General features: G+C 60.9%; 15 protein-coding genes. 7 read left to right on the top strand and 8 right to left on the bottom strand.

The genetic code is table 11. The annotated features are described in order from the left end of the window. Positions 1-141 precede the first annotated feature (141 nt). From NIT7645_RS07450 to NIT7645_RS07425, 6 genes are all read right to left on the bottom strand, one after another. The gene (locus NIT7645_RS07450; protein WP_008559795.1) at positions 142-1,509 is read right to left on the bottom strand and encodes a calcium-binding protein; all 1,368 of its coding nucleotides are present in this window, start codon (positions 1,507-1,509) and stop codon (positions 142-144) included. Between the two features lie 219 nt (positions 1,510-1,728). Beyond that, positions 1,729-3,282, bottom strand: a complete 1,554-nt coding sequence (locus tag NIT7645_RS07445) for a calcium-binding protein (RefSeq protein WP_008559759.1) — start codon at positions 3,280-3,282, stop codon at positions 1,729-1,731. Between the two features lie 214 nt (positions 3,283-3,496). Then, positions 3,497-4,024, bottom strand: a complete 528-nt coding sequence (locus NIT7645_RS07440; protein ID WP_008560707.1) for a bactofilin family protein — start codon at positions 4,022-4,024, stop codon at positions 3,497-3,499. Beyond that, the gene (locus NIT7645_RS07435) at positions 4,014-5,345 is read right to left on the bottom strand and encodes a DUF5930 domain-containing protein (protein WP_008561820.1); all 1,332 of its coding nucleotides are present in this window, start codon (positions 5,343-5,345) and stop codon (positions 4,014-4,016) included. Before NIT7645_RS07435 ends, NIT7645_RS07440 begins: the two co-directional genes overlap by 11 nt. 474 nt (positions 5,346-5,819) lie before the next feature. Continuing rightward, the gene (locus NIT7645_RS07430; protein ID WP_008561726.1) at positions 5,820-6,695 is read right to left on the bottom strand and encodes a ferritin-like domain-containing protein; all 876 of its coding nucleotides are present in this window, start codon (positions 6,693-6,695) and stop codon (positions 5,820-5,822) included. Positions 6,696-6,829: 134 nt separating this feature from the next. Next, positions 6,830-7,291: a peroxiredoxin gene (locus tag NIT7645_RS07425; RefSeq protein WP_008558848.1), complete on the bottom strand. Its 462-nt coding sequence runs from the start codon at positions 7,289-7,291 to the stop codon at positions 6,830-6,832. A 194-nt stretch (positions 7,292-7,485) separates the two neighbouring features. Between NIT7645_RS07425 and NIT7645_RS07420 the strand changes: the two genes are divergently transcribed. The 7 genes from NIT7645_RS07420 to uvrA all read left to right on the top strand — a co-directional run bounded on the left by NIT7645_RS07420 (position 7,486) and on the right by uvrA (position 21,231). Continuing rightward, entirely contained in the window at positions 7,486-11,052 is a 3,567-nt protein-coding gene (locus NIT7645_RS07420) for a YhdP family protein (RefSeq protein ID WP_050686480.1), read from the top strand. An 88-nt stretch (positions 11,053-11,140) separates the two neighbouring features. Further along, complete coding sequence (gene queA / locus NIT7645_RS07415) at positions 11,141-12,202, top strand: tRNA preQ1(34) S-adenosylmethionine ribosyltransferase-isomerase QueA (RefSeq protein ID WP_008561222.1); 1,062 nt, start codon at positions 11,141-11,143, stop codon at positions 12,200-12,202. Between the two features lie 407 nt (positions 12,203-12,609). Continuing rightward, the gene (locus tag NIT7645_RS07405; RefSeq protein WP_008560712.1) at positions 12,610-13,896 is read left to right on the top strand and encodes an MFS transporter; all 1,287 of its coding nucleotides are present in this window, start codon (positions 12,610-12,612) and stop codon (positions 13,894-13,896) included. A gap of 138 nt (positions 13,897-14,034) precedes the next feature. Further along, positions 14,035-14,613, top strand: a complete 579-nt coding sequence (locus tag NIT7645_RS07400) for a DUF924 family protein (RefSeq protein ID WP_008562197.1) — start codon at positions 14,035-14,037, stop codon at positions 14,611-14,613. Between the two features lie 317 nt (positions 14,614-14,930). Beyond that, complete coding sequence (gene lpdA, locus NIT7645_RS07395; protein WP_008561191.1) at positions 14,931-16,325, top strand: dihydrolipoyl dehydrogenase; 1,395 nt, start codon at positions 14,931-14,933, stop codon at positions 16,323-16,325. 732 nt (positions 16,326-17,057) lie between these two features. Continuing rightward, complete coding sequence (locus NIT7645_RS07390) at positions 17,058-18,251, top strand: MFS transporter (RefSeq protein ID WP_008562424.1); 1,194 nt, start codon at positions 17,058-17,060, stop codon at positions 18,249-18,251. A 109-nt stretch (positions 18,252-18,360) separates the two neighbouring features. Continuing rightward, the gene (gene uvrA / locus NIT7645_RS07385; protein ID WP_050686415.1) at positions 18,361-21,231 is read left to right on the top strand and encodes an excinuclease ABC subunit UvrA; all 2,871 of its coding nucleotides are present in this window, start codon (positions 18,361-18,363) and stop codon (positions 21,229-21,231) included. Between the two features lie 984 nt (positions 21,232-22,215). Here uvrA and mmsB read toward each other — a convergent pair. Beyond that, positions 22,216-23,094 carry a 3-hydroxyisobutyrate dehydrogenase gene (gene mmsB, locus NIT7645_RS07375; RefSeq protein ID WP_008563041.1) on the bottom strand — a complete coding sequence of 293 codons (879 nt, stop codon included), beginning with the start codon at positions 23,092-23,094 and terminating at the stop codon, positions 22,216-22,218. Positions 23,095-23,097: 3 nt separating this feature from the next. Next, a complete protein-coding gene (locus NIT7645_RS07370) occupies positions 23,098-24,138 on the bottom strand; it encodes an enoyl-CoA hydratase/isomerase family protein (protein ID WP_008561032.1) in 1,041 nt (346 codons plus the stop codon). Positions 24,139-24,140 lie beyond the last annotated feature (2 nt).

The raw sequence follows: 24,140 nt of genomic DNA, 5'->3' as shown, positions 1-24,140 counted from the left end.
ACTGATTGACCTCTGACGGTCTGAGCGGTCCCGTTCACGAGACAAACAAAAACGGCCTGCACCCAATTGGGCGCGGGCCGTTTTTTCGTGCAGCTGACCTGTGGGGCCACGCGTTGGCAGTTGAGATCAGCCAAGCCCCCGTTAGAACAGGAAATTATCCGCATCCATCAGGTCGGAAAGCGTCACGTTTTCTACCAGGATGGATACATTGGCAAAGGAAATGCGCACGTCACCGCCCAGTTCCTGAAAACCCAGTTGCTGCAGTCCGTTTGCGCCTCGGGTGATTTCGATCACGTCTTCGCCAATGCGGAAATCGGTGATGGTGTCGTGGCCATGGCCGCGGGAGAAGACAAAGGTATCGGCATGGCTGCCACCGGTCAGGCGGTCGTTGCCTGTCTGACCGATCAAACGGTCCGCACCGTCGCTGCCAAACAGCGTGTCTGCGCCGCGCCCACCAAGGATCAGATCATCGCCACCGTCGCCACGCAGCACGTCGCGGCCGTTGTTGCCCATGAGCGTGTCATCACCAGCATCGCCCAGAACCGTGTCGTTGCCCTGGCCTGCGCGCAAGAGATCGGCGTCAGCCCCGCCATCAAGGTGGTCGCGCCCGCGGCCTCCATCCAGCGTATCAGACCCAGCGCCGCCCAGCAGGTGATCGCGGCCATTGCCAGCCAGCAGCAGATCAGCCCCGTGATCACCGCGCACCACATCGCGGCCGCTGTTGCCGATCAATGTGTCATCGCCAAAGCCCCCTTCGATCAGGTCATGGTTGCTGCCGCCAGCGATACGGTCATGTCCTGCGCCGCCAATGAGAAAATCCTGACCTGCGCCGCCGGTGATGGTGTCATCTCCGTCGCGGCCGTGGATCATGTCGCGCATCCCACGGGGGGCGTTGATGGAGCTGGTCAGCAGATCATCCCCATCGCTGCCTTCGCGCAGGTGGAGCGTCTGGCCACCGATCTTCAGGATCTCTACCCCAAAGAGCATGTCGCGGCCTTCGCTGGTGGTCACGGTCGCACCAACGATGTCATTGAAGGCAAAGCTGTAGCCGGGCAGGCTGGGGGTGATCACAAAGCTGTCGATCCCCGCGCCGCCAAAGATGGTGTCATCGCCGCTGCCTGCACGGATGGTGTCATTGCCGTCAAATGTGATGATCCGCTCGCCACCATTCCAATGGGACGTGTAGCTGTCATCCCCGGCAAGGCCGATCTGCAGCAGCTCTGCGAAACTGCTGGTGGCGATCTGGGCGGAGGTCAGCATCAGATCGGTTGCTGAGATCAGCAGGCTGCTGTCGTGAAAAAGTTCGAAGCTGTGAACCGTGCTTGTCGGGGTCAGATTGCCCGCGCCGTCATAGCCAAGGACCCCCTGAAAGCGCAGTACATGAACGCCAGAGGCAAGAACGACCTGCGTGTCAGAGGCCGACAGGACCGTGACTTGGGTGAAGTCGAAGGATGAGAAATCAAAAGACGGTGCCGTATTGGCCGCCGCTGTAACGGTGACTTGTGCCATTGTCTGCCCTGATCTTTGCCTGCTGCACCTTAAGATGCTTTGGCAAGACCCTAGAGCGGTTCACTTTTTTCACAAAGTCATCGTTAATGTTTTGTTAACCAGTTGCCCCATCCTGTTGCACAGAGGGCGCAGAACAGGTGGTTGCGACGGCAAAAGGCGCCCGCTGTGGGGCGCCTTGCATGTCTTTGGTCTGGTCAATGCGGCGGCTGGCCGGGTCCGTCAGAACAGGAAGTTGTCGGCACTGTCCAGCTCTGCCAGGGTGGTGTTTTCGACCAGAATTGTCACATCCGCAAAGGTGATCTGGATGTCATCACCCGAGGTGTTGAACGTCAGATCATCCAGCCCATTCGCCCCACGGCCGATCTGAATGCGGTCCTGACCAACCGAGAAATCGGTGATCGTGTCGTTGCCATAGCCCTGGTGGAAGACAAAGGTATCGGCATAGGCGCCGCCGGTCAGTTGATCATCCCCGGCCTGACCCAGTAGTCGGTCGCGCCCGGTGCCACCCAGAAGGGTGTCGTTGCCACCACCGCCAAACAGAAGATCGTTGCCGGAGCCGCCATTCAGGAGGTCGGTGCCGGTGCCACCCTTGAGGGTGTCATTTCCGCCGCCACCAAGAAGACGGTCAGCATGGGCGCCGCCGTCCAGCACGTCAGCGCCACTGTGACCGGCAAGGTAATCGCGGCCATTGCCGCCACGCAGGAGGTCCCTGTCAGCCCCACCCAGGAGGCGATCCCAGCCGTTTCCGCCAAGCAGCGTGTCCTGGCCTGCATCTCCGCGAAGCGTGTCCTTGTCGATGCCGCCATTGAGGTAGTCAGCGCTGCGCTGGCCGACCAGCAAGTCCTTGCCAGCGCCCCCGTAAAGGCGATCGGCGGAATCGCTGTCGACGCTGTTTTCAAAGTCAGCGTAAAGCGTGTCGTTGCCAGCACCGCCATAGATGGTGTCACTGCCGCTGAACCCCCGGATTTTGTCGTTGCCAGCTTGGCCGTGCAGGATGTCGTTGCCGTCGCCGCCGGAAATGTAGTCGTGATTGGCCCCACCCTTGATCAGGTCATTCCCGCGCTCTCCGATCAGAAAGTCCCGGCCGCCACCGCCCTGAATGGTGTCATCGCCGCCCCGACCGTTCATCATGTCCCAAAGGGAATTTCCGATGACTGTCTGCGTGCTGATCAACCGGTCGTTGCCTGCGCCACCTTCAGCGATGAGGGCGGTTTGATCCTCGAACTGAACGCGTTCGACGTTCAGAAGCGTGTCTTCGCCATCCGGGGAGGATACCTCGACCCCGCGGGAATACCCCCAGGAGATCGACCATTCGTTACCTGTTGCCCGAACCATCACCGTGTCATAGCCCGTGCCACCATCGATGGTATCGTTTCCGCTTCCTGCGCGGATGGTGTCGTTGCCGCCCAACGTTTCGATATACTCGCCAGAGTTCCAGGCGGAGGTGAAGGTGTCGGCGCCTGCCATCTCGCGTGTGATCAGCGTGGCAAAGTCGTAACGGGAAAGGTCATAGCCACTCAGGCTGAACCCTGTCGCGGTGACGATCTGGCTGCCGCTGTACTGGAACGAGAACCCGCGTACCACACTGCTTTGTGTGAGCGCGCCATTGAAATCATATTGGAAAGAGCCCGTCAGCGTCAGGCTGAAGTCCCCGAACGCGGCGGTGATGGCCGAAGAGGTGGTGGAGACCAGCCGGACAGCGTCCAGATCAAGATTGTACAGGTCGTACTCTGGCACATAATTTGCGGTCGCTGTGACGACGATATTGACCATTCCCAAATTTCCTAAAGTCGAATGTTTTGAAGCTGTAAACGCTTATGGTTGAATTGTGGGATATCGTAAACTTTTCACAAAATAAATCGAAAACTGCACCCAACATGTGGGGATTTCAAAACAAAACGCCGCAGGGGGCCTGCGGCGTTTGATCTTGTGGGGGACATCCAGCGCCCTGCAGTGTGCAGGTCGGTTGCCCTGATGTTGCTTTTCCTCAGCCTTCGGCTTTGGGCGCCGGTGCGGCAGCGGGGGCTGCGGCGGGTGCAGCCGGGCGAGGGGCGGCGGCTTTGCCGGGGTTCAGCGGATCGTCCTGACGCTGAACAGAGCCCTCGAAATGCGCACCGCTTTCGATGGCGATGGTCTTGTGGATGATGTCGCCTTCGACCCGCGCGGTGGAGGTCAGACGGACCTTCAGACCACGTACACGGCCCACGATACGGCCGTTGATCACCACGTCATCGGCGGTCACTTCGCCCTTGATGGTCGCGCTTTCGCCGATGGTCAGCAGGTGGGCGCGGATGTCGCCTTCGACGGTGCCTTCGACCTGGATATCGCCGGTGGTCTTGAGATTGCCGGTGATGTGCAGATCAGAGCTGAGCACGGAGGCCGGCGGTTTGGCCTTGGGGGCTGTTGCCTTGAAATCGCTGGCAGGGGGCACCGGTGCCGAAGACGGCGCGGGGGCCGCAGGGGTTGCTTCAGCCGTTTTCTGGCCGGGCTCGTTGATTTTGCTCTTAGAAAACATTTCTCGCAGCCTTGATATAGATCATGGGGTTTACGGGTTGGCCGTTGACCCTGACCTCGTAATGGAGGTGGGTCCCGGTGGACCGTCCGGTGTTACCCATATCAGCAATGTGATCCCCGCGCGAGACCCTTTGGCCGACTTTGACACGCAGGTTGGAGTTATGGGCATATTTCGTCTCAATGCCGAAGGCATGTTTGATTGTGACCAGCTTGCCATAGCCGGATTGCCAGCCTGCATGGGTCACGACGCCATCCGCCGTGGCATAGATGTCGGTGCCTGTTCTGCCAGCAAAATCAGCGCCTTTGTGCAAACGGCGGCCGCCGGTCTTGGGGTCGCGGCGATAGCCAAAGCCGGAACTGCGGCGGACCAGGTTCTGATTGACCGGTGCGGCAAAAGGCGCCTTTTGTGCGGCCAGGCGATAGAGGTTCAGCTGATCCATCTGTTTCAGCAGCTCATTGGCGCGCACTTCCTCGCGGGAGGGTTCCTCACCGCGAGTGGACAGGGATAAAGGGGTCAGCGGACCGCCCTGACCGCTATAGCCGCGTCGCACCTGTTCTAGGATCCGGTCGGTGGGCATGCCGGCGCTGCGGAACATCTTGTCCAGCGGCTCTACGGAGATTTCCATCGCCTCTTCGAGCTGGCGGAAGATCTGGTCGTTGCGCTCGTCCATCAGGCGCAGTTCCAGTTCCAGTGCGTCGCGTTCATCAAGGGCCGATTGTGCATCTGCCTCGATCTGATCGCGTTCTGCTGCGGTTTCCGCCAATGCCTCGGCCATGAAGCCCATTTGCACAGGCGCGCTGGCCGCCATCAGCTGAGCAGGGCTGTCGGCGGCGGTTTCCTGTTTCAGCGCCACAAGCGCCTCGCGGGCGTTTTCACGCTCTTTCATGGTTTTGCGCAGGGTGGTCTGGATCACTTCGATGCCGGTTTCCAGCTCGCGGCGCCGGGTTTCAGAGGCCAGCAGTTCGGATTGCATCACCGAAATCTGCGTAAGGGCAGCGTTAAACCGTTCCTGCGCAGCCAGCGCCTCTGCCGCGCGGTCATCGCGTTCGACGGACAAGGCATTGAGACGGGCGCGATAGGTGATCTGATCGCGCTTGGCCTGTTCGCGGAAATTCCCGGACCCGATGCTGTCCATCAAGACGATGGCGGTTGCGACAATCGACCAGGCGACAAAGGCCGCGATGCCCACAAAAGCAAGCAGCTGGGTTTCAGAGCGCAGGCGGATGAACCGCGTGTCAGAGTCGGATTTCAGAAAGACGCGCCGTTCCGGAAAACGGCGTTCGAGAAACGAGTGAATTTTGATCGCCAGACGTGTGCGCACGCTTTGATCCCTGTCTTGTCCCAGTCTTTTGGCCATCCCTCAGGTCGGCCGAAGTCGCGGATGCGTGAGGCACCAGACAGGACAACGCGACATGGCGCAGGTCCCGCTGCGGCCAAATCCTCGCGTATGCAGTCCTCCTCGGTCTGGTCTGTGCCGCCGGGCGGCAACAGGCCAATGCCGCTGCATCCGGCGCGGGTCAGACCACGCCATGGCGAAAGGGAATAGCCAGCCGGGTCCAATTGGGCAAGCCTGTTGACCCAGTGCAGGGCGGTTGCGCGGCCCTTGCTGGCGGGCGGCGGCGCAATTGGCGGGGATATCAGCGAAAATCCGCTTATCCACAGGCTGCCGGTCGCGGGTGCGGGCAAAGACGGGACACAGGCAAGGCGCGTGGCACGCCTATCATGTCCATGCCCATTTTTGGGTCGTTTCCAGTGCCTGCTGGCGGTTCGATCGGCGTTTGATGCCGCGTGCAGGTCAGCGCAGGGCAGCGGGTTTTTCGGGGATTTCGTCCGCGAGCGGCCAGTAGAAATCCGGTGGCAAACCGGCTTCGGCGCGTTTTTCCTCGTTGAACGGGGGCTTCAGATGGCCGTGGAAGTATTTTCCGACAAGCTGGTGGAAGACCTCCTTGGGGTCGAGGTTGTCGCGCCCGCACAAAAAATGGAACCACTTGGACCCATAGGCGACGTGGCTTACCTCTTCGGCATAAATCACCTCCAGCGCGTCAACCGCCTGGGTCAGGTTGGCCTTGCGGAAAATTTCGATCATGCCTGGGGTAACATCCAGTCCGCGCGCCTCGAGCACCATCGGCACGACGGCCAATCTGCCCATCAGATCCTCGGCGGTGTCTTCGGCTGCGCGCCACATGCCTGCATGGGCAGGAAGGTCGCCATAGAAGCTGCCGAGCGCTTCAAGGCAGTCACACATCAGATTGAAATGTTTGGATTCTTCGTCAGCTGCCTTAACCCAGTCATCAAAGAAGCCAAGCGGCATCGGGACATGCGAAAACCGCGCGATGATATCCCAATGGAGATCAACGGCGTTCAGTTCGATATGGGCCACCGCATGCAGAAGCGCCTTGCGACCGGCCTCGGATCCGGGACGGCGACGGGGCACATCGCGGGGGTTCAGAAGTTCGGGTTTGTCCGGGCGCGCAGGGTGCAGCGGTGGGTTGGCCGTGCCGATGTCGATCTGGGGCGCATCTCCATTACGATAGGCAAACCAGCGCGCGGCGTGGCGGCGGGACAGGGCGGTTTTCTCGCGTCCGTCCGCGGTTGTCAGCACCTCCTGCGCCATCTGCGCAAGGCTGAGGGGGGGCGTGTCTGCTTGGTTCGAGGTGGCGGCGCTGGTCATGGTGTCGGGTCCGTTTCGGCGGTGTTCTGGTCTTGGCTGGATGGGGCCATTCCCTGCCACCCGGCGCGCTGAGCTGCAAGCGGATTGGTGCCTCTGCGCAGTGACGCGGCGCAGAGGTCAGGGATTTGACGCGATCAGAGCGCCTTTGCGGCCTCCAGAACCTCGGCAACATGGCCATCGACCTTAACCTTGCGCCAGATCTGGGCGATATTTCCCTCGGCGTCGATCAGGAAGGTCGAACGCTCAATCCCCCAATGTTTCTTGCCGTACATGTTCTTTTCTTTCCAGACGCCATAGTCCTCGCAGGTGGTGCCGTCTGCGTCAGACAGAAGCGGCGTCGTGAGGCTGTGTTTGGCGACGAATTTGTCGTGTTTTGCGACCGGATCCTTGGAGATGCCGTAAACCAGCGCCCCGGCATCGGCAAAGGCCTGCAGATGCTCTGAAAATCCGATGGATTCCTTGGTGCAGCCCGGGGTATCATCGCGCGGATAGAAGAACAGGACGACGGCCTTGCCGCGCAATGCCTCAAGCGAGACGGTTTCGCCGCCGTCGCGGGGCAGTGTGAACAGGGGCGCAGGGTCTTTGGGAGCGAGCATTATTGAGGTCTCCAAACGGTTTCGCAGGGTTTGCGTGCCATACATAGGCCATCACGGGCAAAGGGAAAGCAAGGATTAAACCGGCCTCATCCAAAGCGGCCGATCCTTCGCAGGTGACGAAGGAGACGGCAACCGACGCGGCTGCTGACACGGCGCGTGATCCGGCCCCTGACAGGGGCGCGGAGGAGGTTGCCGTGGCGGTGCCTGTTGCTCCGCCTGAGCTGGAGTTTGTCGACCCTGCCAGTGTGGTTGACGGGGCACCGGAGCAGGCCGAGCCTGCCGCGGTTGCAACACCTCTAGAGGGGCCGGGCGATGGGGACGGGATTGGAGCCGGTGATATCGCCGCCCGCGTCGAAGCAGAAGATCCTGCGCGGCAACCGCCCCTGAAACCTGCGCGCCGCAGACGTGGGATCGGCCACAGGATCCTGCGGGGGGTCACGGTTGTTGCGGTGGGTTTTGCCCTGCTGTTCGGCAGTTTCGTCTATCTCGGAATGGACACGCGCTTTAACGCGCCTGACTGGTTGCGTGAGCGGGTAGAGCGCCGGATTGAGCAGCACCTTGGCGGGCTGACCATCGAATTTGGTGGCATTCATCTGGTGGTGAACCGGGGCTGGCGACCGCGCGTCAGCCTGCGGGACGTGACATTGCGCGATGAAAACGGTGCGCGGGTCGCGCGGCTTGCGGATGCGCAGGCCTCTTTGGCGATGCGTCCGTTGTTGCGGGGGCAGGTCCGGCCCAAGTCCATCAGTCTCAGCGGTTTGTTTGGCACCTTGCGGCGCGGCGCAGACGGCAGCCTGCAGCTCAGCCTGGCCGAGGGAGAGGCGCCGCTGCGGCAGGCGGCGAACCTTGCGGATCTGATCGAACAATGGGAAAGCCAGCTGGAGCTGCCAGTCCTGTCAGCGCTGATTTCCGTCGAGACCGAGGCGCTGACCCTGCGTTATGAAGACGACCGGTTGGGGCGCGTCTGGACCTTGGATGGCGGCAGCGTCCGGATGAGCCGCGTGGGGCAGGACATTGACCTTGCAGGTGTTTTTTCCATTCTCAGTGGTCGGGGCTATGTCGGATCTGTCGAGGCCAATTATGCGTCGGCCATTGGCTCCAAGGCGGCTGAGTTTGGCATCCTGATCGATTCAGTCGCCAGCGAAGATATCGCGGCGCAGTCAGCGGCCCTTGGCTGGCTGGAGCCGCTGCGTGCGCCGATCTCGGGCTCGTTGCGTGGTGGGGTCGCGGCAGATGGCGGGCTGTTGCCGCTCTCGGCCAGTTTGCAGATCGGGGAGGGCGTGATCCAGCCGACCCCGACCGCACGGCCCGTTCCGATCAACGGCGCGCAGAGCTACTTTACCTATCTGCCCGACGTGCAGGAGCTGCAGTTCAACGAACTATCGGTGAATACCGGCTGGGGCTCTGGCGCGATGGAGGGGCGCGCGCGGCTGATGGGGGTCGAGGATGGCCAGCTCACCGATTTGGTGGGGCAGCTGCGGTTTCAGGATCTCAACCTCAACGATGACCGCCTGTTTCAGGTGCCCGTGGATCTGCAGGGGGTGAGCGCGGATTTCAAACTCGAAATGGACCCCTTCCGCCTGCGGCTTGGCGAAATGCTGGTGCGGGACGGTGAAACCCGGATCCTTCTGGATGGTCAGATCACCGCAGATGAGGGCGGATGGGAATATGCGCTCAACGGGTCGGCCAACAGGATCTCTGCCGAGCGGGTCAAACAGGTCTGGCCCCTGACAGCCCCCCCGAAACCGCGCGAATGGGTGCAGGAAAATCTGCTGGAAGGCTATGCGCGGGACGTCAATTTTGCGCTGCGCGGCAGTGGTGCGCAAAAACCGTTCGTCTATCTGGATCTTGCGTTCGAGGATGCTGCGGTCAAATTCCAGAAGTCGCTGCCCCCTTTGCGGGATGCGTCGGGTCAGTTCAGCCTTTATGGCAATCGCCTGGTGGTTATGGCGACCAAGGGCTGGGTCACTGCCGATCAGGGCGGGCGTGTGGATGCGGCCGGCACCTCGTTCATCATTCCCGACACATCGGTCAAGGATGGGGCGCCGGGGATTGCGCGGATCGTTGCAAACGGGTCGGTCACCGCGGCCCTGTCGCTGCTGAACCGCGAACCTTTGAAAGTGATGGACAAGGCGAACCTGCCGGTGGACATCGCGGATGGTCAGGTTGCGCTCGGCGGGACGCTGTCGCTGGCGCTGCGTCAGGGGCTTGCGCCAGAGGAAATCGACTATCACTACACCGGCCGGATCCGGAATGTCGGCAGTGATACGCTGGTGCCGGGTCAGTCCCTGTCTGCGCGGGAGCTGGCCATCAGCGGTGATCAGGATCATGTGCTGATCGAGGGTGCGGGGGCTTTGTCCGGGGTGCCTGCGACCGCACGATGGCGCCATCCGGTTGGCCCTGCGCTCAGCTCTCAGGAGGGCGGTGGCGCGGCGGTCCCCGTTCGCATCAGCGGCACAGTCGAGCTGTCACCGAATACGGTTGATGCGCTCAATATCGGTCTGCCTGCGGGATCCGTCTTTGGCGAGGGAGACGGGCAATATGAGGTTGTCATCGCCAAGGGGGCAGCGCCAAAGCTGAGCTTGACCAGCGATCTGGCCGGTCTGGGGCTGCGCATTCCTGCGCTCAGCTGGCAGTTGGGCGAGGGGGGGACAGGGCGTCTCGCGCTTGAGGCGACGCTGGCAGAGCCCCCGCGCGTGGATGCGCTGCGGCTAGATGCGGCGGGACTGGTGGCGGAAGGCACTGTAAGTCTCGCGGACAACGGCGGGCTGGAGCGTGCGCGTTTTGGCGCCGTCAATCTGCGCAACTGGTTCCGGGGCGCCGTCGATCTGATTGGTCGCGGTGGGCGGGCGCCTGCCATCAACGTGCTGAGCGGTGTGCTTGACCTGCGGCAGATGCCGGATGGGGGCGGTGCTGGTGGGGGCGGTTCGGCTGGCGCATCTGGTCCGATCACGCTTTCTCTTGATCGCATGCAGGTCACCGACAGCATCGCGCTCACCGGGTTTCAGGGGCGGTTTTCCACCACTGGGGGGCTGAACGGCGATTTCACTGCCGCGCTGAATGGCCAAACCCGCGTCAGCGGTGTGGTGGTGCCAAAGGACGGTGGGTTCGCCACGCGTATCCAGTCAGAGGATGCAGGCGGCGTGTTCCGTGCAGCGGGTGTGCTGCGGCATGGCTCGGGTGGGAGTTTCGACATGTCACTGGTGCCCGCTCCGGGCCAGCCGGGAGAATACGACGGTCAGATCCTTGTGCGGAACACCCGGATCAAGGACGCCCCTTCCATGGCGGCCCTTGTCAACGCGCTCAGCCTTGTGGGGCTTGTGGATGTTCTGGCCGGTCAGGGGATCCTGTTCACCACGGTCGAAGCGAACTTTCGCCTTGGGGCGACCCATCTCATCGTGCGCGAAAGTAGTGCAGTGGGCCCGTCGATCGGCTTGTCGATGGATGGCAACTACGACCTGAAGACAAGCGCGTTGAACATGCGGGGGGTATTGTCGCCCGTCTATATCCTGAATGCGATCGGCAGCGTTCTCACCCGCAAGGGGGAGGGGCTGATCGGATTCTCCTTTACTCTCAAGGGGACCGCTGACGACCCGAAGGTGCAGGTCAACCCATTGTCGGGTCTTGCACCTGGCATGTTCCGTGAACTGTTTCGCGGCCCCGCGCCAAGTCTTGCCGGGCAGGAGCCTGCAGAACCATCCCCGCCAAGCACAGAAGAGGTGAAGCCGCCTTACTCTGTCTCTCCGGGCGAGGATCGTTAAGCCCTGTGAAAGTGAGAGACATGGCCGCGTTGGAGGGGCTGTGAAAACCTGTTGGCCAAGCGCAGGACAACACCCTATATGGCGGCTCATGAAACTCAGTGATTTTGATTTTGACCTGCCCGACGATCTGATTGCGACACGCCCGGCGGTGCCGCGGACTTCTGCCCGCCTTCTTGTGGCCGAGGCAGATCAGATCAGTGATGCAACCGTTGCCGATCTGGGCCAATGGCTGCGGCCTGGCGACCGGCTGGTTTTGAATGACACCAAGGTGATCCCGGCGCGGCTGAGCGGGCAACGTCATCGCGACACCGCACAGGGGCCGATGGCCGCGAAGGTCGAAGTTACCTTGTTGGAACCTGGTGCCGATGGCAGCTGGAGCGCGCTTTTGAAGCCTTTGAAGAAGGTGAAGCTGGGTGAAGAGATCATCTTTTCCGATCAATTGAGCGCACGTCTGGACCGTGTAGAGGACGGGCAGGGCTATCTGGCATTCAATCTGAGCGGCGATGACTTTGACACTGCGCTGGCAGAGGCCGGAGCGATGCCGCTGCCGCCGTATATCGCGGCAAAGCGTGCAGCGGATGAGCAGGACAAGACCGACTATCAGACGGTATGGGCGCGTAATTCCGGTGCGGTGGCTGCTCCGACGGCCTCGCTGCATTTCGACGAGACGTTGCTGGCGCAGCTGCGCGAGATGGGTGTGAGTTTCAGCTATGTGACGCTGCATGTGGGGGCGGGTACGTTCCTACCGGTCAAGGTCGAGGATGTGACGACCCACAAGATGCACTCTGAATGGGGGCGGGTCAGCGCTGACGCAGCCGCAGAGATCGCCGCGACCAAGGCAGCTGGTGGCCGGGTGATCCCTGTGGGCACCACGGCGCTGCGCCTGATCGAGAGCGCTGCGCGCAGCGGTGCAATCGAGCCATGGGAAGGGGATACGGATATCTTTATCTACCCCGGCTTTACCTTCAACGTCGCGGATGCATTGATGACCAACTTTCACCTGCCGAAATCCACGCTGATGATGCTGGTCTCTGCGCTGATGGGTCAGGAGCGGATCCGCGAGATTTATGAACATGCGGTGTCACAACGATATCGCTTCTTCTCTTACGGGGATGCGTCGCTTTTGATCCCTGCGAAGACGCGGGTTTGACAGAAGAGCGGATGGCGATCTGCGAAGTGTGGAAAAGCCGGAGGTGATCCGGCCGTGGTCTGGCCCGCCGATGCGCGCTGGACCTTTGCCATTTTGGCAGGCTGCATGTTTGGCCTGTCACCGGCCACCGGGCCATGCCGCATGATGTATCCGCACCAGAGCCGACCCCGACTGCAACAAACTGTGCCCGCCCTGCGTTCCTCACTGGAAAAGGCGCGACACAGATAGCCAATGGCATTCATCGAGTGCAGAAATTTGCGTTGGGTCATGAAACTGCAATCAAATTCCCGCAGATGCGGGCCGGGGCGGTTTGCCGCTGATTTGACAATCGACATAGACTGGACCGGCGTTTGCCGGGGCGGCCATCAGATGGTCGTTGACTGAGAAAGACATAGGAGAGACGGGCAATGTGGCAGGTTCTTTCGAGCGCATGGGCTTTGTTGTTGGGCATGGGCATGCTGATGGTGGGCAACGGCCTGCAGGGCACGCTCTTGGGTGTGCGCGGCGATATCGAGGGGTTTTCGACCCTTGAGATGTCTTTTGTGATGTCTGCCTATTTTGTCGGCTTCCTTGGGGGCTCGCGCCTTGCGCCTGAAATGATCCGGCGGGTTGGCCATGTGCGGGTCTTTGCGGCGCTTGCGTCGTTCATTTCAGCCGTGATGATCCTGTATCCTGCGATCACCAGCCCCTGGGCCTGGGTTCTGGGGCGCGTTGTTATCGGCTTCTGTTTCTCTGGCGTGTATGTGACCGCCGAAAGCTGGCTGAACAATGCGTCTGACAACGCCAACCGCGGAAAGGCGCTGTCGCTTTACATGATCGTGCAGATGATCGGCATCGTGTCGGCGCAGGGCCTGTTTCTGGTTGCGGACCCGGCTGGTTATGAGACCTTTGTCATCGCGTCCGTTGTGGTTTCGGTCTCCTTTGCGCCCATTCTGCTGTCGATTTCGCCCACCCCGGCGTTTGATACGACCAAGCCGATGACGCTGAAGAACCTGATGAAGGCATCGCCGCTTGGCTGTGTGGGCATGTTCCTGCTTGGTGGTGTCTTCTCTGCCCAATTTGGCATGAGCGCGGTTTATGCGGCATCTGCGGGGCTGACCCTGACCCAGATTTCGATCTTTGTTGCGACCTTCTACGTCGGTGCGCTGCTGCTTCAATATCCGCTCGGTTGGTTCTCTGACCGGATGGACCGCCGTGTGCTGATCCTGTTTGGGGCTGCAAGCGGGGGTGGTGCTGCGTTGTTTGCCATGCTGATGGGCGGAAACTTTCTCTTCCTGCTGGCGGCGGCCTTTGTGATTGGCGGCATGACCAACCCGCTTTATTCGCTGCTGATTGCCCATACCAACGACTATCTCGACTACGATGACATGCCCGCCGCCTCCGGTGGTCTGGTGTTCATCAACGGTCTTGGTGCCGTTGCGGGGCCGGTCATCACCGGTTGGCTGATGGGGGACGGGGTGTTTGGCGCGCCTGGTTTCTTCCTGTTCATGGCGGTGCTGCTGCTGGCGCTTGGCATTTACGCGACCTACCGGATGACCCAGCGGGCCGCGATTCCGACCGAGGAAACCGGGACGATTTCGCCGATGTCGCCGACGGCCTCTCCGGTTGCGGTGGAATTTGCTCAGGAATATGCCATCGAAACCGAGATCGAAGAGCAGGAAGCCGCCAGCGAAGCCGCTGCAGAGGCGCGCTGATTGCGCTAACCTGTGGATTTCGCGCCCATATCTTCACAAAGATGTCGGGTCTGACGCAAAACGTGACGGGAAGCCTATTGTAAAAGATGCACAAAACGGACTGAATTTCAGGACGATGTTATCTTTGGAGGCTTCCCAATGACGGGTCCCGACGAAATCCTGGACTTCTGGCTCAACACGGTGGGCGAGCAGGGCTGGTACAAACAGGATGAGGCGCTGGATCAAGAGATCCGCACCCGGTTTGAAACCACCTGGGAGGCCGCATGTGCCGGTAAACTGAACCATTGGCGCAGCGGCCCCGAGGGTGTGCTGGCCTATATCATCCTGACGGATCAGTTTCCCCGCAACATGTACCGGGGCAAGGCGGCAGCCTTTGCCTCTGACGCGCTGGCGCTTGCCTCTGCCAAATGCGCGATCAGCAAATCCTGGGACATGAAGATCGCCGAGCCTGAGCGACAGTTCTTCTATCTTCCGCTCATGCATGCCGAGAACCTCTGCGATCAAGAGCGCTGTGTCCGGCTGATGCTGGAGCGGATGCCGCTTAGCGGGGCGTCGAACCTGCTGCATGCGCGGGCCCACCGCGAGGTGATCCGGCTGTTTGGTCGCTTCCCCTATCGCAACGAGGCGCTCGATCGCTCCAGCACGGCACCTGAAATGGATTATGTGATGGCAGGCGGTTACGGCAGCACCGTGCGGAGCCTGCAGGCCGTCAGCTGACCCTGCCAAAAACAGCGACAGCATCTTTCCCCCGCATCCTTATGGGTGCGGGGTTTTGTTTGGTCATCGCGCGGCGACAACCCGCCAGCAGCCACAAGGAGGGGGCGCCGCGGTTGATTGGGGGCCTTGAATGCGGGCAGGGGCGCTGGCATGGTTCCTGCATCCACAGGTTGCCGAGGGGGCAAAGGCGTCTTTGCGCCGCGCGTCCAACAGGGGCATTTTGCGTCATTGCCGCAGCGGCATGTGGGTGATTGCAGTGCAGAGAAAATTAGTTTAACGGTAAACTAGTTTTTGATCCAGTTTGGCGAGGAACCACCATGGCCGCAGAAACCTATGACGTGATCGTAATCGGCGCAGGCCCCGGCGGCTATGTGGCTGCCATCCGGGCAGCGCAGCTTGGCCTGAAGACCTGCGTGGTCGAGCGCGAGCACATGGGCGGCATCTGCCTGAACTGGGGGTGCATCCCGACCAAGGCATTGCTGCGCTCCTCCGAGGTGTTCCACCTGATGGAACGGGCCAAGGATTTCGGCCTGAAGGCGGAAAACATCGGCTATGATCTTGACGCGGTGGTGAAACGCTCGCGCGGGGTGGCAAAACAGCTGTCTTCGGGCATCGGCCACCTGATGAAGAAGAACAAGATCGATGTGGTGATGGGCGAGGCAACGATCCCCGCCAAGGGCAAGGTGTCGGTCAAGACCGACAAGGGCACGCAGGAGCTGTCGGGCAAGAATATCGTTCTGGCCACCGGCGCGCGCGCACGGGAACTGCCGGGGCTGGAAGCGGACGGCGATCTGGTCTGGACCTACAAGCACGCGCTGCAGCCTGTCCGCATGCCGAAGAAACTCCTGGTGATCGGCTCTGGCGCGATCGGCATCGAATTCGCCAGCTTCTACAACACGCTTGGCGCCGACACGACCGTTGTCGAAGTCATGGACCGGGTGCTGCCGGTTGAGGATGCGGAAATCTCCGCCTTTGCCAAGAAGGCCTTTGTCAAACAGGGCATGAAGATCATGGAGAAAGCCATGGTCAAGCAGCTGGATCGCGGTAAGGGCAAGGTAACGGCCCATATCGAGGTTGGCGGCAAGGTCGAGAAGCAGGAATTCGACACCGTGATCTCTGCCGTGGGCATCGTCGGCAACGTCGAAGGGCTGGGGCTGGAAGGTCTGGGCGTCAAGATCGACCGCACCCATGTGGTAACTGACGAATTCTGCCGCACCGGTGTTGATGGACTTTATGCCATCGGTGATATCGCGGGTGCCCCCTGGCTGGCCCATAAGGCATCGCACGAGGGCGTCATGGTGGCAGAGCTGATCGCAGGCAAGCACGCCCATCCGGTAAAACCCGAGAGCATCGCAGGCTGCACCTATTGCCATCCGCAGGTTGCCTCTGTCGGTTATACCGAGGCGAAGGCCAAGGAACTGGGCTACGATATCAAGGTCGGGCGCTTCCCCTTTATCGGCAACGGCAAAGCCATCGCGCTGGGTGAGCCAGAGGGTATGGTCAAAACCATCTTCGACGCCAAAACCGGTGAATTGCTGGGCGCCCATATGGTCGGTGCCGAAGTGACCGAGATGATCCAGGGTTATGTGGTGGGCCGTCAGCTGGAAACCACCGAAGAAGACCTGATGAACACTGTCTTCCCGCACCCGACGCTGAGCGAAATGATGCATGAAAGCGTGCTGGACGCCTTTGACCGGGTGATCCACATGTAAGCGGATCTGCACAGCAGAACGACAAGAGACCCCGGCCCGGTGCCGGGGTTTTTTTCGTTCCGGTGGGCTGGGGATTGTCGGTAGAGCACGGGATGCCTTCATTTTTAGAAGTTCAAAGTTGAACACTGGGTCGCAGTTTGGCGCGGCTGTTGCCACCGTCTTGCCCGAATTGGCGGGCGAATTGGACCTGTCCCCGCTGGCAGTGGGGCGGCGCTCAGAACGAGCTTGTGTTTCAACTGAGTTAGGCCCGGATTAGGGTCAGTATGGATTGATTTGGCACCACTGGCGCAGGAAGAGCAACTAAGCAGGGGGTTTGAACGCGCAGGAACTGGCGGGGTCAATTTCAAGCGGTCAAAGCCGCTGCTTTGCAGCGCTCCCTGCGTCTGCAAGATTTACCTGATCTTGCTCCTGAGCTGCGTTACATCACCTTGAAATACAACCAGTATTTCTGCGTTGATTTGCCTTGTCAGGAACAGGATCAGGTAAACCAGTGGTACCGAATCCATCCATACTGACCCTAGGGCGGAGGTTTCCAAATGAATTTCGAGAATGTTCTGAACTGGGGTTTCCTGCTGAGCTACAACCCGTTTGATGGCGCGACACAGACCAAGGGCGCGCAGCGTTAAGCAGGGCGCGATTGCGGACAGGGTCGTCTGCGCGCAAAGGCTGGTAACTTTGCCAAAGGGGGCGTAAGCACGGGGCTCGCATTTTAATCTGCCCCGGACCAGCCCCATGACCCAGACAGCTGAGAAACAGGCCCTTTCTGCCACGCGCTGGAGTGTGGTCTTGATTATCTGGGCAGCCGGTCTTGGGGCTGGCGCCCAATATGGCAAGATCAGCATTGTCTTTGATCGCCTGTCGGAGATGTATCCGGAGGCGGGAAACTCGTTAAGCCTGACCATGTCGATGGTCGGACTGATGGGGATCCTGCTGGGCGTGGTCGCGGGCGGCTTTGTCGCTGCATTTGGCTATCGCCGCAGCCTCGTCTGGGCGCTGTGGATCGGGGCGGCCATGTCGGCATTGCAGGCCATCCATCTGCCCTATGGGCTGTTCCTGGCCACCCGGCTGATCGAAGGTCTGTCGCATCTTGGGATTGTCGTGGCGGCGCCAACGCTGATCCCGCAGATCTGTATCCCGCGCCACCGCGGCACCGGGCTGTCGATCTGGAGCACCTTCTTTGGTGTATCCTACGCGCTGCTTGTCTGGTTTGGCCTGCCGCTGGTGGCGGGTTGGGGTGTGGCGGCGCTGTTTGCGGCCCATGCCGGGTTGATGGCGGTGCTTGCGCTGGTGCTGGGGCATATGCTGACCTCGGTTCAGGTGCCGCCTCGAGAGGCCTATCCGCGCCTGCAGGGGCTGCCACATCTGCATCTGTCGATCTACCGATCTCCCTTTCGGATCGCTCCAGCGGCGGGGTGGCTGTTCTACACCACCTGTTTTGTGGCCTTTCTGACGGTTTTGCCGCCGCATCTAGACCCATCGGTGCGCGTCAGCGTCATGAGCGCGCTGCCGCTGGTCAGCATCGCAACCTCCATGACGCTGGGTGTCTGGCTGCTGCGGCGTGTCGCGGCGGTCAAGGTGATCCTGACCGGATTTGCCCTGGCGGCGGCTGCCGCGGTGTGGCTGTGGATGATGCCGGGCCTGCCGCTGGCCTGCATGGGGCTGGCCGTGGCCTTTGGCCTTGTTCAGGGGGCAAGCTTTGCCTCGGTGCCACAGTTGAACGCGGACCCTTCCGAGCAGGCGCAGGCAAATGGCGCCATGAGCCAGGCAGGCAATCTGGGCAATGCGCTTGGCACTCCGCTGATGGTCGGTGCGGTGGCCTTTGCGGGCTATGATGGGTTGATGATGACGGCGCTATTGCTGTTCATCGGTGGCTTTCTTGTGCACCTCGTGCTGGGCCGGATGCGCCGCGAAACAGCGCCGATCTGATATTGTTCGCCTTTCGTTCTGATTTTTCTGTTGGAGACTCGCGCAGCAGTCCCTATCTGTAGGGCGAACATCACCCGCAGGGGTGGGTGACGTTGGATTTGGGGGCAGTATGGCTGAGTTGAAATCGATCGAAGTTCGCGGTGCGCGGGAACATAACCTCAAGGGCATCGACGTGGATATCCCGCGCGATCAGCTGGTGGTAATCACCGGCCTGTCCGGTTCGGGCAAGTCCAGCCTGGCGTTTGACACGATCTATGCAGAGGGGCAGCGCCGCTACGTCGAAAGCCTCTCGGCCTATGCGCGCCAGTTCCTCGACATGATGGAAAAGCCGGATGTGGATCACATCAGCGGCCTATCGCCTGCGATCTCCATCGAACAGAAAACCACCTCCAAGAACCCGCGCTCGACCGTGGGCACGGTGACAGAGATCTACGACTACCTGCGCCTGCTGTTTGCGCGTGCAGGCACGCCCTACAGCCCTGCAACCGGCATGCCCATCGAGGCCCAGCAGGTGCAGGACATGGTCGACCGGATCATGACCCTTGAGGAAGGCACGCGCGGCTACCTGCTGGCGCCCATCGTGCGCGACCGCAAGGGCGAGTATCGCAAAGAGTTTCTGGAACTGCGCAAGCAGGGGTTCCAGCGTGTGAAGGTGGATGGCGCGTTCTACGAGTTGGACGAACCGCCGACCCTGGACAAAAAGTTCCGCCATGACATCGACGTCGTGGTGGACCGTATCGTGGTGCGAGAGGGGCTGGAGACACGTCTGGCCGACAGTCTGCGCACTGCGCTGGATCTGGCCGACGGGATTGCCATTCTGGAGACGGCCCCGAAAGAAGGCGATCCCGAACGGATCACCTTTTCCGAGAATTTCGCCTGTCCTGTCAGCGGGTTCACCATCCCGGAAATCGAACCGCGTCTGTTTTCGTTCAACGCGCCCTTTGGGGCCTGCCCGGAATGTGATGGTCTGGGGGTCGAGCTGTTCTTTGACGAGCGGCTGGTGGTGCCGGATCAGACACTGAAAATCTATGACGGGGCGCTGGCCCCCTGGCGCAAGGGCAAATCGCCCTATTTCCTGCAGACCATCGAGGCCATCGCCAAACACTATCAGTTCGACAAGAACACCAAGTGGAAGGATCTGCCGAAAAAGGTGCAGCAGGTTTTCCTGCATGGCTCCGGGGATGAGGAAATCAAGTTCCGCTATGACGAGGGCGGTCGTGTCTATGAGGTCACGCGCGTCTTTGAAGGGGTGATCCCCAACATGGAGCGCCGCTACCGCGAGACCGACTCCAGCTGGATCCGCGAAGAATTTGAACGCTACCAGAACAACCGGCCCTGCGGCTCTTGCGGCGGCTATCGTTTGCGTGAAGAGGCGCTGGCGGTCAAGATCGGCTCTGGCGATCAGCTGCTGCATGTGGGGCAGGTGGTGCAGATGTCGATCCGCGAGGCGCTGGCCTGGATCGAGGATGTCCCGAACCACCTGTCTGCGCAGAAACAGGAAATCGCCCGCGCCATCGTCAAGGAAATCCGCGAACGTCTGGGGTTCCTCAACAATGTGGGGCTGGAATATCTGACGCTGAGCCGCAATGCGGGCACTCTCTCTGGTGGTGAAAGCCAGCGGATCCGTCTGGCATCGCAGATCGGCTCTGGCCTGACGGGTGTGCTCTATGTGCTGGACGAACCCTCGATCGGCCTGCATCAGCGCGACAATGATCGCCTGCTCGGCACGCTGAAGAACCTGCGTGATCAGGGCAATACGGTGATCGTGGTGGAGCATGACGAGGACGCCATCCGCGAGGCGGACTATGTATTTGATATTGGTCCCGGCGCTGGTGTTCACGGGGGGCAGGTGGTCAGCCACGGCACCCCGCAGCAGATCGCAGAGGATGCGGCCTCCATCACCGGCCAGTATCTCTCTGGCAAGCGCGAGATTGCAGTGCCAAGCGAGCGTCGCAAGGGCAACGGAAAGTCGGTCGAGGTCGTAAAGGCGACGGGCAACAACCTCAAAGAGGTGACCGCAAATTTCCCCCTTGGCAAGTTCCTCTGTGTGTCGGGCGTGTCGGGCGGCGGGAAATCGACGCTGACGATTGAAACGCTGTTCAAGACCGCCTCCATGCGGCTGAACGGTGCGCGCCAAACCCCGGCGCCCTGCGAGACCATCAAGGGGCTGGAACATCTGGACAAGGTGATCGACATCGACCAGCGCCCCATCGGCCGCACCCCGCGTTCGAACCCCGCCACCTACACCGGCGCCTTTACCCCGATCCGCGAGTGGTTCGCGGGCCTGCCGGAGGCCAAGACACGCGGTTACAAACCGGGGCGGTTCTCCTTCAACGTGAAGGGCGGGCGCTGTGAGGCCTGCCAGGGTGATGGTGTCATCAAGATCGAGATGCATTTCCTTCCCGATGTCTATGTGGAGTGCGAAACCTGCAAAGGTGCGCGCTATAACCGCGAGACGCTTGAAATTCAGTTCAAGGGCAAGAGCATTGCCGATGTGCTGGACATGACGGTGGAGGACGCCCAACAGTTCTTTAGCGCCGTGCCATCCATCCGCGACAAGATGGATGCGCTGATGCGGGTCGGGCTGGGCTATATCAAGGTTGGGCAGCAGGCGACCACCCTGTCCGGCGGCGAAGCGCAGCGGGTCAAACTCTCGAAGGAGCTGGCCAAACGCTCCACCGGACGCACACTCTATATTCTGGATGAGCCGACGACGGGTCTGCATTTCGAGGATGTGCGCAAGCTTTTGGAAGTGCTGCATGAACTCGTTGAGCAGGGCAATTCCGTCGTGGTGATCGAACACAATCTCGACGTGATCAAGACCGCAGATTGGATCATCGATATCGGTCCTGAGGGCGGCGATGGCGGCGGTGAGATTGTTGCCGAGGGAACGCCCGAGGATGTTGCGGCGGAGCCGCGCAGTCACACGGGCAGGTATCTCAAGGATATTCTGGCAGCACGCAAGGTTGCCGCAGAATAGGGGGCTGAGCGCCGCGCGGAGCCAAGGGGCGCTGCCCCTCTTGGCCGTTGGCCAATTCACCCCGGAGTATTTTTGAAAAGGTGATGGGTGCAGATTTGGCCGCAGCAGGCCGAAGACGGGCGGGATCGACATCATAAAGGGGCCGAGAGGCCCCTTTTCCGTTGCGGTGGCGGACGTGGGGGAGGCTTGTCGCGCGGACCTGGCACGCGGAGCTGGCGCGCAGACTTGGTGTGGGTGATCTTGCGGTTCGGAGGTTGGCCTGAAACGACAAGCACCGCCAACGTTCTGTCAGCGGTGCTCTCCACAGAGCTGGATCGGGACGGTGTTGGCCCTCGCCTGAGGGGGTGGGGGGTACATCTGCGAGACCTGAGGTCGCAGAACTGGAGGGCCGACCAATTTCAAAATCCAATTGGTGTGGATGTCTTCGTCATTTGGAGGGTCTGCCGCCGGGACCAAACCCCTGCCACATGTGGGGACCTGTGGCAGCGGATCAGCTGGTTGCAGATTTTGAAACAGATCCTTTCTTGCAAGGTGTGTTCAGTTTCAAAGTGGTCACTGTCCTCGTAACCGGGGTCACTTCGCAGCTGCCAGTTGCTGGGGGTGCAACCGTGAAAGATGCAGCCTGTGAAATGTCCGAATTTCTTTCGGATGGTTGGGCCTTTCTGGCCTCCAAGGCTCAGCAATTTTGTCATTCAGGTAGTGATGAAAAGGTGCCACAACAGCTATTTCGGGTCCATATGTAAGTTAATGCAACCTATGCGATAGTCTTGAAAATTTTAAAGACCTTGCTGTTTTGGTTTACCTCCTGGCCGGATCTGGCCGCCAGGATTTTCATGTAACATGCTGGTTTTTCGACGGTTTTTTGGGTGGCTGTGGGGGCATCCCCGATCTGGAAATGGAAAAATCCGCAGCCCCTTGGCAGAGCTGCGGATTTGTGAACCCTTTACGGAAGGGCCTGGATGTCTCGCTGGGGCCGGGTCAGGCTCAGCGGTCGTGTCGGCTGCTTTTTTCGAACCGGGGCAGCATGGCGCTGAAGTCTTTGCCCTTGCCATCCTCGTCCTCGACAAAGACCGCATAAAGCGCCTGGGCCAGAGCGCCCATCGGCGTGTCGGCATCCACGCTGTCAGCTGCCTGTTGGGACAGGCGCAGGTCCTTGAGCATCAGTTCCGAGGCGAAACCGGGCTTGTAGTCGTTGTCAGCGGGAGACTGCGGGCCAACACCCGGAGCGGGGCAGTAGGCGTTCATCGACCAGCTGTAGCCGGAGGAGGTGGAGACCACGTCAAACATCTTTTGGCGATCAAGGCCCAGCTTGTCAGCCAGTGCAAAGGCCTCGCAGGTACCGATCATGGTGATGCCAAGGATCATGTTGTTGCAGATCTTTGCTGCCTGACCGGCCCCTGCATCACCGCAATGCACGGCCTTTTGGCCCATGATATCAAACAGAGGTTTGGCCGCTTCAAAGGCGCCCTGGCTGCCGCCCGCCATAAAGGTCAGCGTGCCCGCAGCCGCACCACCAATGCCGCCAGAGACAGGGGCATCGACAAACTGCAACCCGGCGTCGGCGCATTGCTGGGCCACGGCCCGCGCGCTGTCGACATCAACGGTAGAGCAATCCACCAGCGTGGCGCCTTTTGTCATTGCAGGCACCAGATCCTCTGCGACTGAACGCAGGATCTGGCCGTTGGGCAGCATGGTGATCACCACATCGGCACCTGTTGCGGCCTCTGCCCCGGAGCCCGCCATCTGCACGCCATCGATCTGCACATCGGCCATGTCAAAGCCCATGACCTCGTGGCCCTCCTTGGCGAGGTTGGCGGCCATCGGCCCCCCCATGTTGCCAAGGCCGATAAATCCGATTTTCATGTGTTATTCCTCCTCAAATCGCAGCGTGTCTGCGCCAAGCGGCATCAGCATCTGGCTGACGGCGGTGGTGGGCACGTCGCGGTCGGCATATTGCCACTTGGGCTGGCGATCCTTGTCAATGATCTGGGCCCGAATTCCTTCCAGAAAGTCACCTTTTTCCATCGCGCGGTGGGTAAAGCGATATTCCAGTTCCAGCGCCTTGCGGATGCTCATGGTGCCTGCACGCAGCCGGTGCAGCATTTCGACGGTGGCCGCCATGGACAGGGGCGCATTGCGCTGCAGCAGTTTGAGGGTGTCCTGGGCAAAGGCGCTGTCAGCGTGGTCAAGGTCGGTCAGGATATCGCCAAGGGCTTCGCCACCGAAACAGCGATCGATCTCGGTCTGCTGGGCGGCAAGGGGGCTTTCGCCTGCGTCTTTGGCGGCCTCAACCAGGTTGTCGGTGCGACCTGTCTCCTCCAGTTGGCGGATCAGATCGGGCCAGGCGTCTTCGGGGATGTAGTGATCGGCAAACCCGGCATGAATGGCGTCTGCGGCGGCCATCCGGGCGCCCGTCAGGCCGAGGTATTCGCCAAGGCGGCCGGGCGCGAGCGCCAGCATCAGGGTGCCGCCCACATCCGGGATCAGACCAATGCCGACCTCGGGCATGGCAATCTTGGTGCTGTCGCCCACCACGCGATGGGTGCCATGACAGCCAAGGCCGACGCCGCCGCCCATCACAAACCCCTGCAGAAAGCTGACCACGGGTTTGGGATATTCAAAGATCCGCGCGTTCATGCGGTATTCATCGCGCCAGAACCGACGGCCATAGTCAAAATCGCCCTCGCGGCCGGTCTGGTAAAGCTCGGCAATGTCGCCACCCGCGCAGAAGGCTTTTTCACCCTCCGCATCCATGACCACCAGATCAATGGCGTCATCTGTGGCCCAGTCCTTTAACGCGGCATCCACCGCAAGGCACATGTCATAGCTTAGCGCATTGAGCGCCTTGGTGCGGGTCAGGGTGATCCGCCCGGCGCGGCCGGTGACACGGATATCAATGTCGCTCATGT

It is taken from the genome of Phaeobacter italicus (assembly GCF_001258055.1).
Lineage (GTDB): Bacteria > Pseudomonadota > Alphaproteobacteria > Rhodobacterales > Rhodobacteraceae > Phaeobacter > Phaeobacter italicus.
The sequence above is the reverse complement of the archived record's forward strand: the minus strand, read 5'-3'. Positions and strand labels throughout refer to the sequence as shown.